This is a genomic window from Mesorhizobium amorphae, from assembly GCF_014843845.1.
Classification (GTDB): domain Bacteria; phylum Pseudomonadota; class Alphaproteobacteria; order Rhizobiales; family Rhizobiaceae; genus Mesorhizobium; species Mesorhizobium amorphae_A.
Genome location: NZ_JHQS01000041.1, coordinates 18739 through 31386, shown reverse-complemented (window position 1 = coordinate 31386; position 12648 = coordinate 18739). Strand labels below are relative to the sequence as shown.

General features: G+C 61.7%; 13 protein-coding genes and 6 pseudogenes. 3 read left to right on the top strand and 16 right to left on the bottom strand.

The annotated features are described in order from the left end of the window. From DH08_RS17430 to DH08_RS17375, 12 genes and pseudogenes are all read right to left on the bottom strand, one after another. Window positions 1-660, bottom strand: a pseudogene (locus DH08_RS17430) (IS1595 family transposase); the annotation flags it as partial. A 2-nt stretch (window positions 661-662) separates the two neighbouring features. After that, window positions 663-998, bottom strand: a pseudogene (locus DH08_RS36435) (ATP-binding protein); the annotation flags it as partial. A 47-nt stretch (window positions 999-1045) separates the two neighbouring features. Next, window positions 1046-1168 (bottom strand): hypothetical protein, encoded by a 123-nt coding sequence (locus DH08_RS36895; protein ID WP_282595045.1) that lies wholly within the window; start codon window positions 1166-1168, stop codon window positions 1046-1048. 238 nt (window positions 1169-1406) lie between these two features. Then, window positions 1407-2411: a GlxA family transcriptional regulator gene (locus DH08_RS17415; protein WP_192180447.1), complete on the bottom strand. Its 1005-nt coding sequence runs from the start codon at window positions 2409-2411 to the stop codon at window positions 1407-1409. 203 nt (window positions 2412-2614) lie between these two features. Then, window positions 2615-3328 carry a CbtA family protein gene (locus DH08_RS17410; protein ID WP_192180446.1) on the bottom strand — a complete coding sequence of 238 codons (714 nt, stop codon included), beginning with the start codon at window positions 3326-3328 and terminating at the stop codon, window positions 2615-2617. Window positions 3329-3341: 13 nt separating this feature from the next. After that, window positions 3342-3530: a CbtB domain-containing protein gene (locus DH08_RS17405; RefSeq protein ID WP_192180455.1), complete on the bottom strand. Its 189-nt coding sequence runs from the start codon at window positions 3528-3530 to the stop codon at window positions 3342-3344. 67 nt (window positions 3531-3597) lie between these two features. Further along, window positions 3598-3924 carry a nitrile hydratase accessory protein gene (locus DH08_RS17400; protein ID WP_192180445.1) on the bottom strand — a complete coding sequence of 109 codons (327 nt, stop codon included), beginning with the start codon at window positions 3922-3924 and terminating at the stop codon, window positions 3598-3600. Window positions 3925-3937: 13 nt separating this feature from the next. Continuing rightward, the gene (gene nthA / locus DH08_RS17395; RefSeq protein WP_192180444.1) at window positions 3938-4555 is read right to left on the bottom strand and encodes a nitrile hydratase subunit alpha; all 618 of its coding nucleotides are present in this window, start codon (window positions 4553-4555) and stop codon (window positions 3938-3940) included. A 29-nt stretch (window positions 4556-4584) separates the two neighbouring features. After that, window positions 4585-5331, bottom strand: a complete 747-nt coding sequence (gene nthB, locus DH08_RS17390) for a nitrile hydratase subunit beta (RefSeq protein ID WP_192180443.1) — start codon at window positions 5329-5331, stop codon at window positions 4585-4587. A gap of 36 nt (window positions 5332-5367) precedes the next feature. Beyond that, window positions 5368-5868, bottom strand: coding sequence for a DUF1097 domain-containing protein (locus DH08_RS17385; RefSeq protein WP_192180442.1), 501 nt, complete (start codon window positions 5866-5868; stop codon window positions 5368-5370). Between the two features lie 34 nt (window positions 5869-5902). After that, window positions 5903-6877 (bottom strand): CobW family GTP-binding protein, encoded by a 975-nt coding sequence (locus DH08_RS17380; protein WP_192180453.1) that lies wholly within the window; start codon window positions 6875-6877, stop codon window positions 5903-5905. A 373-nt stretch (window positions 6878-7250) separates the two neighbouring features. Then, window positions 7251-7592: pseudogene (locus DH08_RS17375) on the bottom strand (DDE-type integrase/transposase/recombinase); the annotation flags it as partial. On the opposite strand from DH08_RS17375, the pseudogene DH08_RS17370 reads away from it, so the two are divergent. From DH08_RS17370 to DH08_RS17360, 3 genes and pseudogenes are all read left to right on the top strand, one after another. Then, window positions 7581-7727 (top strand): annotated as a pseudogene (locus tag DH08_RS17370) (IS3 family transposase); the annotation flags it as partial. The pseudogenes DH08_RS17375 and DH08_RS17370 overlap by 12 nt on opposite strands. Beyond that, window positions 7706-7846, top strand: a pseudogene (locus tag DH08_RS17365) (IS3 family transposase); the annotation flags it as partial. The pseudogenes DH08_RS17370 and DH08_RS17365, both read left to right, overlap by 22 nt. Window positions 7847-8215: 369 nt before the next feature. Continuing rightward, a complete protein-coding gene (locus tag DH08_RS17360; protein WP_210328774.1) occupies window positions 8216-8380 on the top strand; it encodes a hypothetical protein in 165 nt (54 codons plus the stop codon). Here the strand turns inward: DH08_RS17360 and DH08_RS17355 are convergent. The 4 genes and pseudogenes from DH08_RS17355 to DH08_RS17340 form a co-directional block, all read right to left on the bottom strand. After that, window positions 8375-9373 (bottom strand): annotated as a pseudogene (locus DH08_RS17355) (IS91 family transposase); the annotation flags it as partial. The gene DH08_RS17360 and the pseudogene DH08_RS17355 overlap by 6 nt on opposite strands. 104 nt (window positions 9374-9477) lie before the next feature. Further along, window positions 9478-10467 carry a tyrosine-type recombinase/integrase gene (locus DH08_RS17350; protein WP_192180440.1) on the bottom strand — a complete coding sequence of 330 codons (990 nt, stop codon included), beginning with the start codon at window positions 10465-10467 and terminating at the stop codon, window positions 9478-9480. Further along, the gene (locus tag DH08_RS17345) at window positions 10464-11369 is read right to left on the bottom strand and encodes a tyrosine-type recombinase/integrase (protein WP_192180439.1); all 906 of its coding nucleotides are present in this window, start codon (window positions 11367-11369) and stop codon (window positions 10464-10466) included. Before DH08_RS17345 ends, DH08_RS17350 begins: the two co-directional genes overlap by 4 nt. Next, a complete protein-coding gene (locus DH08_RS17340; RefSeq protein WP_246800910.1) occupies window positions 11369-12601 on the bottom strand; it encodes a tyrosine-type recombinase/integrase in 1233 nt (410 codons plus the stop codon). The genes DH08_RS17345 and DH08_RS17340 overlap by 1 nt, the downstream gene beginning before the upstream one ends. Window positions 12602-12648 lie beyond the last annotated feature (47 nt).

Sequence of the window (12648 nt, the reverse complement as noted above, 5' to 3'; positions counted from 1 at the left end):
CTCGCGCCGAGAGACCAGTCACGACCGCGGCACGCGCGTCACCGGCCAGAGTGCCAGACATGACATCCGTCGGCCGCCGCACCATTGCCATGACTGGCGTTCTGTCCGTATTCGCCTGGCCTTTCCGGCCGCGGCCCGGAGGCGGGTCGTCGGGATTCTTTCTGGGCCTCCCACCGAGATGGAAATGGTCGATCTCCACCGTGCCAGGTCGATCTCCACCGTGCCGGCGAGCATGTTCTCCCGCGCCACCATGAGACGCAGTGCATGTCCCATCCGCCAGGCCGTTGGCTGGCTCACCCCGAGCGCCTCGGCCAGGCGCACCGACGACAAGCCCTTGTCGGATTGCAGTAACAGCCACATTGCCTTCAGCCAAACACGCAAGGGAAGCTTCGTGGAGTGCAGAGGCGTGTGTGTCGTCACCGTGAACTGGAACCGGCAATCGCCGCTGGAACATTGATAAAGACCCGGTCGGGCGCGACGCTTGCCGGTATCGCGACCGGCAAGCGCAATCGAGCGTTTGTATCCGCAGGCGGGGCAGATCCGGCCATCCGGCCACACCATGCTTTCCAGCAACCGACGGCAATGCTGCTCATCCCGGAAGGCCGCGATCATTTCTTCAACAGTCCGAATGTTGGAAAGCGCTGCAAGCATTTCAGGCATTCTCATCTCCTGCAGATCAGCCCGAAGAATCGCATGAAAAGCCATAGGTCACAAGGATATTGCGGTCTTTGGTTGATAAAGGCCGCGTGTCTGCGGGAACGGTTCTTGTTCCGACCCCAATGATGGGTGAGACGGTCGAGGAGCGCTGTCGTCATCTTGGCGTCGCCGGAGACGGCTGGCCATTCTCCGAACGCCAGGTTGGTGGTGACGATGATCGAGGTCCGTTCGTAGAGCCTGCTGATCAGGTGGAAGAGCAATTGCCCGCCGGCCTGCGCGAAGGGCAGATAGCCGAGTTCATCGAGCACGACGAAGTCGAGCCGGGTCAGGTAGGCACCAATGGTATCAAGCGGATACTCCAGAGCTGATGCCGGTAAAGTTCCAGAGCTCAGCTGATCTGCTCGATAAAGGTCTCCAGCATGTCACGCGGTTTCTTGACGTCTTCATTGCCATAGGAACCTTCAACGCGCGCTTCGTGGTCATGCACGCGCCGGTTCTGGCTTTCCAGCAATGCGGCGCCCTTATCGGAAGAAACATCCTGACCTTGCGGCGGTCATTGGGATCTGGAACACGGTAGACCAGTGCCTCTTCAACGATGCGATCGACCAGGAAACCGCCGGCGAGGGCAATCCCGGTTGATGGTGCGCGCAGATGCCTTGGCGAAGGGGCGAGGGCGGCGAGGTGTTGCTGAGGCCTGCTCGACCATCCGACGGCACGATCCCTCCCGTTGAACTACCGCGGCTTCGAAGTCAGTTCACGCGCGCTTCGGCGGCTTCGAACGGGGTCCGCCCTACTGGCTTGAACTGGGATTTCTGGAAGCGGCCGCGATAGGTATGCGGGCTGACTCCGATCGTTTTGGCGAACGCCCTGCGCATCGCATTCACATCGCCGAAACCGCTTGAGATTGCTATCCGTTGCAGAGGCTGTGTCGTATCCTCAAGCATGCGTCGGGCAGCATCCGTTCGCGCGGCGACGACAAACTCGGCCGGCGTGATGCCGAGTTCGCGACGAAATACACGGGCGAAATTGCGTGTGCTCATGCCGATTTGGTGCGCCAGATGATCGACGGCAAGCGGTGCGGTGAGATTGGCGAGCACATATTCCTGCGCCTTCTGGATCATCGTCGTCTCGGACATTTGTCCGACGAGATGCGCGCTGAACTGGGACTGGCCACCCGGCCGTTTTAGGAACATCACCATATAGCGCGCGACGATCATGGCGATGTCGCGCCCATGATCCTCCTCGACGAGGGAGAGCGCCAGATCGATCCCGGCGGTCACGCCGGCAGCTGTAATCAATGAGCCGTCACGGATGAAGATCGCGTCGGCATCCAGATCGATATCCGGAAAATCCCTGCTGAACTTCTCCGCACACTCCCAATGCGTTGTGACTCGTTTGTCTTCAAGCAGGCCTGCGGCCGCCAAGAGGAAGACGCCGGTGCATATGGAGCCGTATCGACGAACTGTGGGAACCCGCCGCTGCAGCCATTCGATGACCGTGGGGTCAATGTCCTGGAATGACGGGTCGCCTGCAACGAGCAGCGTGTCGATCGGTTCGTCCAGGTCGAAGATCGTTCGGTCGGCCAGGAACCGCAGCTGGCCCGTGCCAGCTATCGAGGGGGCGCCGGTCGACATGATCTGAATATCATAGGCGCTCATATCCTTGAGGCGGCGTGCCGCCTCCCAGAAGACTTCTGCCGGTCCCACGATGTCCAGCGACTGAACCCCAGGTGGTGAAAGAATTACGATGCGCATAGGACGTGCATCCTGTTCTGGCGGAGGCGTCCGGCGCATCCGCCGCTTACTTTACCTATATCTTATAAGTCAGCTTTTTGCCTGATGCGAATTCTGCAAGACGAAGCGACCTTCCCGTTCCTGCGCGGCCCAAGGCAACCTCTTGGACCGGCGGCCTGCAAGGCATCGAGAGTGACGCCAATCTGCCGCCGGCTCCATTTGCTTCACGTTTCGAAGCGGCGGAGAAGCGTGCCGCTCAGCGAGCCAAGCAGAAGCCAGAACACCAAGCTGGTCATAACCGCGTTCTCGATGAACTGACGTTCGAGAGCTTCAGGCGCCAGCGCATGGGCGCCGTCAGGTGCGGCCGGTGCACCGATCAGATGCGGGATGGCGGCCAGAACAACGGCGGCGACCACGGCCCATGGCTTGCGAACCAACACGGCAAGCCCGATGCTGACGGCTGTTGCAAAGGCGGTACCCATCCACCAGATCTGACGGTCGGCGAGTGGGGCTGACGGCGCCCCGGGCAGTTCCGGCGGAAGGCCGAGCATGGGGGCGAGCATTACGCAGGCAAAACCCGCCAGGCCCCAGATGAGGCCTTCGCGCCAGGTCACGGGTTTGCCACGTATGGCAATGATGCCAGTCAGCACGAGTGCATAGCCGATTGCTGTCAGGACATTCGCGACAACGGTGTAGGCGCGACGCTCCAAGCCGTCTGCGGGCTCCCATGCTTCTGCCCGGAGGTCGTGAGCCGCCATTACGCTGTGATCTTCGCTTGAGGCTGCCGCCTGCTGTTCGGCGGCTTCGCCCGCCTTCTCATACACCTCGGCTTTCAAGATAAGCTGACTGGTGCCGAGAAACTGGGCGGCGCTGACGGCAACGCCGACGATGAGGCCGACCAGAACGGAAGCGAAGACGATGGAACGGAAAAGCGACATGTCACGTCTCCCGTCAATGGCAAGGGAATGCGTTGGCGTGACGGGTGTCGTGGGCCGCATTGTGCAAGACATCGATATGCGAGAAGCCCACGAGCCCGACGATCATCAGGCCGAAACAAACGGCGAGCGCCGATTGCAGCAGTTTGGCGATCGACGTGTCGATTCCGGACTTGGCAGTGGAGATGGAGTGAGAGGCGGACATCGGGTTTCCTTTGATCTTGATCAGGCGCGACAAGCGCCAGGGTTGTAAGATTTTGAAGGTGGGAGGATCAGGCCGCAAATGCGGCCTTGATTTCGTCGGCATCCAGGATGCCGGTCTTGACGGTGGCCTTTTCCAGCGCGGCAAGCCAGCGGTCGTAGTAATTCCACGACGAGTGGGCCACCGGATGGGCATCTTCCCATGTTTTGATTTCTGCGATCAGTTCGTCGCGGAAATCGTCCCATTCGAAATAGCCCTGCTTGGCCAGCGCCAGCGCCATGCCGAAGGCGGTGCGTTCCCATTCGCTGGAAAAACAGAGCGAACCGTTTGCCCGCGGCGGATTATCCGGCTTGCCCATCATTTCCGTCATGGCGAAGCCTTCGTATTGGGTCAGCATGGCGCTTTCTCCGTCAAGCGGCTTTGGCGACGGCGACGCCCATCATCGCCTCCGGCGTGATCAGGGCTTCCAGTTCCATCTCCGAGAGGCTTTCAGTCCCGGCCGGGCGCTCCGGCACCACAAACCAGCGGATCTGGGCGCTCGAATCCCAGACCTTGATTTCCATGGCATCGGGAACGGCGAGACCGAACTCCTTCAGGACCGCGCGCGGTTCGCGGGCGGCGCGACTGCGGAAGGTCGGATCCTTGTACCAGTAAGGCGGCAAGCCCAGCACCGGCCAAGGGTAGCACGAGCACAGCGTGCAGATGATGAGGTTGTGGACATCCGGGCCGTTGGCGACAGCCCGCATGTGCTCGCCCTCCGCACCCGCCATGCCTTCCGGCAGGTTCAATTCCGCGATCGCCTTCGGCGTATCGGCGACCAGCCGATCCTTAAAGGCCGGATCGGACCAGGCCTTGGCAACGATCTTGGCGCCGTTGAACGGCCCCATCCTGGTCTCGAAGAAGTCGAGCACCGTGTCGACACTCTTGTCAGTGATGACGCCCTTCTTGATCAGAAGGGCTTCGAGGGCCCGGACGCGCGCCGCACTATAGGCTTCGCGGTCGCCCCGGTATTGGAAACGGTCATCCATGCGTGTACTCCTCAAAATCCGTGATGTGTTCAAGCTGCCTTTGCGGCCGCAAGCTCTCCTTCGAGAGGCGCCAGGTAGGATGCGTAAAGATCGGCATAAAGACTGAAGTTCGGCTCGGCATTGCCCGGCCAAAGCTCGCTCGGTTGGAACCTGACGCAATAGACCGGCATGGCTTCGCCGACGCCGTCCGGGCCGGTGTCGCAGAGATAGGTGTAGGCGCCGTCGTAGACGGTCTCGATGATGCCCGTCTTGTCGCGCAGGAAGCCCGGCAGGCGCGTGTGTTCGACCGATGGGACGCTCCTGATCGCCACGGTGTCGCCGACCGCAAATTCGAAGGTGACCTTGACATCACGCTTCGGGCTGTCGCCTTCCACGAGATACTGCACCACGCGGTCGTCGATCTCGGTGGCGCCGGCCACGGGCAGCGGCTTCGCCGGATCCTTGTAGTATTCCTCCGTCAGGGCATCCAGCTCTTCGGCCGTGATGTAGCCGTTGGAGATGAAGTAGCCGGAAATGCCACCCAGCCACTTCTCGTAGTAGCGGTACTTGAAATAGTCGAACGGGTTGAGCGATTCCGCGCCCTTGCGCAGATCCGCCCAGGTCCAGATGGTCGTGAACGTCGACGGCGTCTTTGGCAGGGGCAGTTGCGAGGAGAGAGCCATCATCGCCGTGTGGACGCCGAAGATCCGGGTCTCCCATGGTTCCACGAACACACGGACTTCCGTGCTGACCGGGCCGAGATTTTCCAGTCCGCCGAGATAATGCTGTAGCTTCACATCAATGATCCTTCTTGAAGGTGCCTTGGGAGCGCATCAGGCCGTGACGGGTTTCTTGCTGGACAACAGCGCGGTACCCATCTCCGACAGCAGGCCGAAAATTCCGCCGAGCAGCATGGCAGCCATGGCGACAAGCGTCGGGTGGTTGAGGCCAGCGGTGGTGGCGGTCGTGTCCGTGGCGGCCGTCGTGCCGACGAAGGAGGCGAAGCCGAAGACGATCGCCGGCGGAAAATCCAGAATCTTGATGCCCGAGACGAGGATCATCGCCGAGGTGCCGAGGCCGACGAGGATTGCTGCGAAGATGGGATGCGCGGGGCCGAACTGGATGATGAGCAACGTAGTCGTGGCGATGAGGATGCCGGTCCAGTTCGAAACAATCGACTTTATCAGCCCTTGCTGCCCGCCACCGCAGGCGAAGAACGACGCCCAGGCAATGAAGGTGACCCAGACAGGGACCGGAATGATGGTTGCTGTGAGGTAGGTATCAATGGCACCGAGGACGCCAAGGCTGATCATTGGGGCAATAAGTCGCGACATGGTTTGTTCCCTCTTTTTTTCTGATGTATGGATCTCAGGAAGCGAGTGCCTTGGTCTGCGCCAGGCAGTTCATGAAGCCGCTTCGAAGTGAACGTTCATCGAGATTGCGGCCGATGAAGACGATTTCGCTGAGCCGTTGCTCGAACGGCATCCATGCCTTGCCCGGCCTGCCTTCGAGCGTCATGTGGACGCCATGGAAGACGTAGCGACGAGGATCCGCTTCGAATTGAAGGACGCCCTTCATGCGGAACATATCCTTGCCGGTTGCCTGCACGAGCCGGTTCACCCAGGCGTTGAACATGGTCGGATCGAGCGCGCCGATTTCGCGGATCGCGACGCAGCCAATGCTCTGGTCATGCTCGTGATCGTGCTCTTCAAGAATGGCGGGATCGATCGAGAGGATGTTTTTCAAATCGAAGGCGCCGATATCAAGAATGGCGGAGCGATCGACCACGCTCGACCGCGTCCTGATGATCCTTGCTAGCGGATTGAGATGTCGAAGCTTCCTCTCCGTGCGATCGAGATGCTCCTCCGACTCGAGATCGGTCTTGTTGAGCAGCAGTACGTCCGCGAAGCTGATCTGCTCCATCGCTTCATCGAGGACCAGCTGTCGCTCAACGTGGCAGGCGTCGACGACGGTGATGATGGCATCGAGTTGCAGGCGCGCGGCAAGAACTTCATCGAGAATGAAGGACTGGATGACCGGTGCCGGATCGGCGAGCCCCGACGTTTCAATAACGATGCGATCGATCTGACGGCCCGAAGCGAGTAAGGCTTGAATGGCTGAGATCAGGTCGTCTCTGACGGTGCAGCAGATGCAGCCATTGTTCAGCTCGATGATCTCGTCCTTGGTTTCGACGACCAGTTTCCCGTCGATGCCGACTTCGCCGTATTCGTTGACGATGACGGCAACGCGTTCATGTTGGGAGGTGGAAAGCAGGTGATTCAGGAGCGTCGTCTTTCCGGCTCCAAGGAATCCGGTAAGAATGCTTGTCTTCAGTTTACCCATGGCCCGTCTTTGCCCTGTTGCAAGCGAGGCGCTGCCCCGGATGGAATCCGGGTTCATCGTCGCAAATTTTGACCGTTGCGGAAGCTTAGTCCGTCGACATCTGACGGCCATGGGGTTATTACAGTTAAATTAGCTGCCCTGCACAATGGCTCTAATATTTCATTTTCGGCCAAATCACCGACAGATTCTGCCATATTGCTATATAAGTGCAGACAAGCACATTATTTATACTACATGTCTAGAGCTTAATCACTAATTGACGAATTTTTAGGCTACGCCCAAATCTTGGGCCGAAAGCGATCTGATGTTGGGATTCCGGACGGTTCTGTTGCAAACTTTTCTTGAACCCCGGAAGGGCGGGATTGCAGCGTTTTCATGCGGAGGCGAGGATGTCGAACTGCTCGGCCATGAGGGATTAGGATTGAAGGCGTACCCTGCTTGCCGTTTGCGCATCATGTGAAGCATTTCGATGCCGTCGAGGATGATGCTGGCGGTTGCAGGAGATTTGAAGCCGAGCATCGGCCGAACACGACGCTTGATCCGCCGATGGTCCTGCTCGATGCGGTTGTTCAAATATTGCTTTGGCGGATTCGGATCAGCTCCAGTCGCAGGAGGCGATCGCCTCCCGGTTGGTCTGGCTGCCGTCGATGACGACGCGATCGGGTCGGCCATGCCGGTCGCGCGCCTACCTGAAGAACCGCTTGGCCGCCGCAAGCGGGCCTTGGGAACGAGAAGGCCGATGATCGCGCCGGGCCGGACGAACGAGCGCTGGAGCCTGGACTTCGTGAGCGATGCGTTCACGGACGGACGACGGTTCCGGGTTCTGGCCGTCGCCGTGGACTGCCGAAGGACACCGGGCTGCGAGCCGCAGTGTCGGACAACCTCCTTGACCGCGCATTCGAGGCCGCAGCACCAAACCAGAAGTGGATCGCGGACTTCACCTACATCTGGACCGCCGAAGGATGGCTTGCGCGGCGACAAACAAGGTGAGACTCAGCGTCAATCAGGATGAGACTCTGCGGTGGGGGTGTGACGTAGGGAGGGCGTAGCCCGACCGGAGTTGCACCCCCGCCGCGGCGCAAATTTTCGGCGTCTGTGATCGCGGTCGGCCCGGTAGTTGGTGATTTTCTGAATGGAGAATCTGGAGGGTTCTGTGTAGTCGCGGGCGCGATGGTACGGGCTCGCTCGGGTCGCGACTACATTGAAGCCTGATTGAACTGAACCGCGGGATGGCGGGCAAGGCTATGGGGATTTAGGCTCGACGGTGTGTCCGAGGCGCTGGGGACTGGGTTCGCCAGTTGGTCTGGCATGCGCCCAGGATTGGGGTTGGATACGCTCTTGGGCGCTGGCGACTGTTTTATTTGTGCGCAGGAACTGGTGCGTCGCATTGCTCGCGATGACCAGGCCGATGACTTTTGGCTGGCGGCGCGCGAAGGTCCGGCGGCGACTGCGGCAGACGCCGATAAGGACGGTGCGAGCATGGCGGTGCGCGGCGTGTCATGAGGTGTCTGGCCAGGTCGGGGCCTTACGCGGGATCGGTCCGAGCGAGGCCATGGCGCCACCGCAGCCCGGACAGATGTCCAGGGAGCGGCCTGTGAGACATTGATAGTGCTGGCGATAATCGGCGGTCGGATCCAGCGTCGGCGGCGTTGGCGCCGCCAGCAGAAGACGACAGCGGGCGAGCTTGGCGACACGATGGCCGTTGGCCAAGAGCCCGTAATGGCGGATGCGATGGAATCCGTCAGGAAGAGCGTGCAACAGGAAGCGCCGGATGAACTCGTCGGCGCTTAAGGTCATGTGCTTGTGCTTGGACTTGTCGTGGTGGCGATAGTCCTTCCAGCGGAAGCTGACCTTTCCCTGGTCCAGGCTCACGAGGCGGCTGTTGGCGATGGCGACGCGATGGGTGTAGCGGCCCAGATAGGCGAGGACCTGTTCGGGACCGCCGAACGGGGGCTTGGCATAGACGACCCACTCGATCCGCTTTAGCTTGGTCAGGTGAGTGGAGAAAGCGGTGGGATCAGCCAGGCTGGCGAGATCGCTGAAGAAGTGAAGTTGGCCGGCGTCGAAGGCGTCCTGCAGGCGCTCCAGGAATAGCCGCCTGAACAGGCGCGACAGAACCCGCACGGGCAGGAAGAACCCCGGCCGGCAGGCTACCCAGCGCTGGCCGTCCAGCGATAGGCCGCCGCCCGGCACGACGCAGTGGATATGCGGATGATGGTGGAGGTTCTGACCCCACGTGTGCAGCACGGCGACCACGCCGATAGCGGCGCCCAGATGCCTGGGATCGGCGGCCGCCACCCTCAAGGCTTCGGATGCGGCCTTGAACAGGATCGTATAGACCGCCGCCTTGTTCTGGAAGGCGATCTCAGCGATCTGGGCTGGCAAGGTGAAGACCACGTGGAAGTATGGGACCGGCAACAACTCGGCCTGACGCTCGGCCAGCCACTGGGCGCGGGCTAGGCCCTGGCACTTAGGGCAGTGGCGGTTGCGGCAGCTAATGGGGGACGCCCATTACCTGTCTTATGGGCAAATCCAGTAATGGGGAGCTGGCGGCGACTTGATCGCGCTGTTGTGTGCGCCGCCGCCAACCCGGCTCACCATTACGAAGGGCGCTTGAGGAGCGCGATCAGCCTATCGGACGGCTGGAACGCGCCGCGTCGCAGATGGGGTGGAACGATCGATTCCATGGCGGCGAGCTTCTCTGTCGGATCACCGCGCGTGTAGATTTCAGTGGTCGTCAGAGTGGCGTGTCCCAACCACAGCGACACCTTACGGATGTCTTGCGTCGCTTGCAGGATGATCATCGCGCATGTGTGCCTAAGCACGTGAGGCGAGATGCGCTTCTTGTTTAGGCCGGGATGCGCTCGAGCGGCGGTCGCTGAATGCTGTTTGAGCAGATAGGCGAAGCCCCATCGGCTCAGCGGCTCTCCCCGGGCGTTGACGAACACCTCGGGTGCTGCAACCCGCCCGCGAACGGCGAGCCAGGCGCGCAGGGCTGCGGCCGTGGTCTTCCACACGGGAAGTGTCCGTTCCCGCCGTCCCTTGCCCAGGACACGAATGCTCGCCGACGACAGGTCGATGTCCTCGAGCTTCAACCCCGTCAGCTCGGACACGCGCAGACCCGCACAAACCGCCAGATGCAGCATGGCCCGGTCGCGGATGCCGTCGCGCGTGGCGGGATCCGGAGCGTCGAGCAGCGCTTGCAGCTCCTCCCGCAGGAGGTAGGGCACCAGACGCTGATCCGTCTTCTTGAATGGGATCGCCAGGACGCGGCGGATATGCTCCAGGGCTGCCGGCTGCCTGTATTCGAGGAAGCGGAAGAAGGACTTGATGGCCGCCAGCCGGACATTGCGCGTCACCGGCGCGTTTTTGCGCTGATCCTCGAGATACTCCAGGAAGGCGCTGACGAGGCTGGCGTCGAGTTGCTCCAGCGTCAGCGCCGATGGCGAGACCTTCAGCCTCTTTGCAGCGAACATGAAGAGCAACTGGAAGCTCAGGGCATAGGAGTCGCGCGTATGCCGACTGACGCCCCGCTGGCGGGCGAGCGTCTCATCGAGGACCGCTTCGATGAGGGGAGCAATCGGCGTCATGATGGCCTCCCTTCGGTGAGGAACCCTTCACCGGCCGCGGCGACGTCGCGCATGAGATCGGCGGTGGCCTCCAGGTACCAGTAGGTCGCATAGATGTTGACGTGGCCCATGTAGGTCGCAAGCGCCGCCATATGCGCGCCGCTTCGGCTTCGATCCGCCGGAGTGCCTTGCAGCGCGCGCACCGCAAACGTGTGCCGCAGATCGTGCAGACGCGGGCGGCGCTTCGCCGCCAGTACGATACCCGCCCTGCCGGCCAGCCTGTCGAAGGTCTCTTTGACCCCAATGTAGCGCAGCGGCAGACCACGCGCGTCAACGAACACAGGATCAGTCTCGGAACAGGGCCGGCGATGCGCCAAATAGCCCTTCAAGCCCGCTACTGCCGTATCATGCAGCGGCACCAGGCGGGTTTTCCGGAACTTGGTTTCGCGGATCAGGAGGCCGTCGCGCGTCACGTCGGCGACCGTCAACTTCAGCGCTTCGGAGATCCTCAATCCGGTGACTGAGAGCAGCGCGATCAACGCCGCATAGGTCCGTGAGCGCAAGCCGCCTTTTGGTCGAAGCCGAAGGGCGGCCTCGATGAGGCGATCGATCTCCGCTGCTGAGTAGATATGCGGCGGGCGCCGCGTCTTGCGGGCACCGAAGTGATTAACCGGCGGCAGCTCATGCCGGGCGTCTTCAACCCGGACATGTCGCACAAAGCGGCAGACGGCTTTCAGTCGAGCATCGCGTTGCGCGACAGACGGTCCCCGCGCCGCCCAATCGATTGCGGTTTGCGTGTGGACATGCGTTTGCCCGCGCTCGGTCGCAAAGGCGGCAAAGCTCCTGAGCCGGTATTCCGCATTCAGCATTGCGAATCCAGTGGCACGGCGGAGCGCCAGATAAGTCTCGATGGCCTTCAACATTAGAGAACCTCCGGCCAGGGCTGCGCGATTTGCTTCAGGAGCGTGACATCGACCTTGGCGTAACGGGCCGTCGTGTCGATGCCTCGGTGCCGCAGGACCAACCCGATCTTCTCAAGCGGAACGCCATGGCGCAGCATCTCGGTCGCCGCCGTGTGTCGCAGGACGTGCGCGCCCTTGACTGGCGCCACGATGCCGGCCCGCTGCATGAGGCGTTTCACCAGCGACGAGATGCCGTCACCGTTCCGGAACGGTCGAAACGGCGCGATATTGCGGAGGAACACATGATCGCTCGGGCAGGTCGAAGGGCGATACGCGAGGTAGTCGGCGATCGCATCCCCGACATCTTGCGGAAGCGGCAGACGCACCTCGTAGCGCGACTTGCCCGAGACCCGCAGCGAGCCCGTCTCCCACTCGATGTCGTCAAGGCGGAGTTGCGCCACGTCGCCGGCCCGCAGCCCGAGGCGCACCAAAAGCAGGACGATCGCGCGATCACGCCGGCGCGCAACGACTTCGCCATCGCATGCCGCGATCAGCCGGTTCACCTGCTCCGCCGCTAGATATCGCGGCAGGTCGGCAAGCCGCCAACTGGCAAAGCCGGGAACGACATCGGCGAGACCTGCTCGGCAGCGGCCTTCGACAGCAAGGTACCGCAAGAACGCGCGTAGGCTGGTCGTCAACTTCTCCACGGTTCCATTGCCGCAATGGCTCGCGCAGTCCAGGAAAAAGCTGCGGATAGCGGCTGGTTTCCACCGCTCTGGATCGTCCCCGAGTGCCGCCATCAAGTGGGCGGCGTCGCGGGCGTACAGCTTGATGGTGGGATCGGACGCCCCGCGGTGCTTGCGCAGCCAAACTTTGAAGTGAGCCACCAGGCGCGGCTCGGCACGCTGCGATGCAGCAGCGGCGGACCGGCAAACGCCGATTTCGACAAGGTGCTGGCGAAAGAGCCTGGCGCCGAAAATGGTGTGGTGGTTGCGGCGCCCGCCCATGGCGCGCGGACATCGACAAGTGCGCAAGTGCTCGCTGAACACCGCCAGATCAATGTCGCTGGGCATTGCCCCTTGCCGGGCCCCGACATGGCCGAGGTGAGCTGCTGCGCGCAAGTATCGCGCGGCCGTGCCGGCCCTATAGCCTTGCCGTTCGAGCGCGGCCGCGAAACTGTCGAGGTATGGTCCGCTTGGCCCGCTCCGCAGATGCCCCAGCAGCTTCGATACTGAGAAGTAGGTCTCCAACATGTTCGTCTCCGTTTGTGACCGGCCATCGGTGGCCGATCTGACGGAGG

Coding starts and splice junctions, on each gene's coding strand:
- nthA (WP_192180444.1), bottom strand. CDS start 4,555: ATGGATGACCGTTTCCAATACCGGGGCGACCGCGAAGCCTATAGTGCG.
- DH08_RS17350 (WP_192180440.1), bottom strand. CDS start 10,467: ATGACGCCGATTGCTCCCCTCATCGAAGCGGTCCTCGATGAGACGCTC.
- DH08_RS17405 (WP_192180455.1), bottom strand. CDS start 3,530: ATGTCCGCCTCTCACTCCATCTCCACTGCCAAGTCCGGAATCGACACG.
- DH08_RS17345 (WP_192180439.1), bottom strand. CDS start 11,369: ATGTTGAAGGCCATCGAGACTTATCTGGCGCTCCGCCGTGCCACTGGA.
- DH08_RS17415 (WP_192180447.1), bottom strand. CDS start 2,411: ATGCGCATCGTAATTCTTTCACCACCTGGGGTTCAGTCGCTGGACATC.
- DH08_RS17385 (WP_192180442.1), bottom strand. CDS start 5,868: ATGTCGCGACTTATTGCCCCAATGATCAGCCTTGGCGTCCTCGGTGCC.
- DH08_RS17340 (WP_246800910.1), bottom strand. CDS start 12,601: ATGTTGGAGACCTACTTCTCAGTATCGAAGCTGCTGGGGCATCTGCGG.
- DH08_RS17380 (WP_192180453.1), bottom strand. CDS start 6,877: ATGGGTAAACTGAAGACAAGCATTCTTACCGGATTCCTTGGAGCCGGA.
- DH08_RS17400 (WP_192180445.1), bottom strand. CDS start 3,924: ATGCTGACCCAATACGAAGGCTTCGCCATGACGGAAATGATGGGCAAG.
- DH08_RS17410 (WP_192180446.1), bottom strand. CDS start 3,328: ATGTCGCTTTTCCGTTCCATCGTCTTCGCTTCCGTTCTGGTCGGCCTC.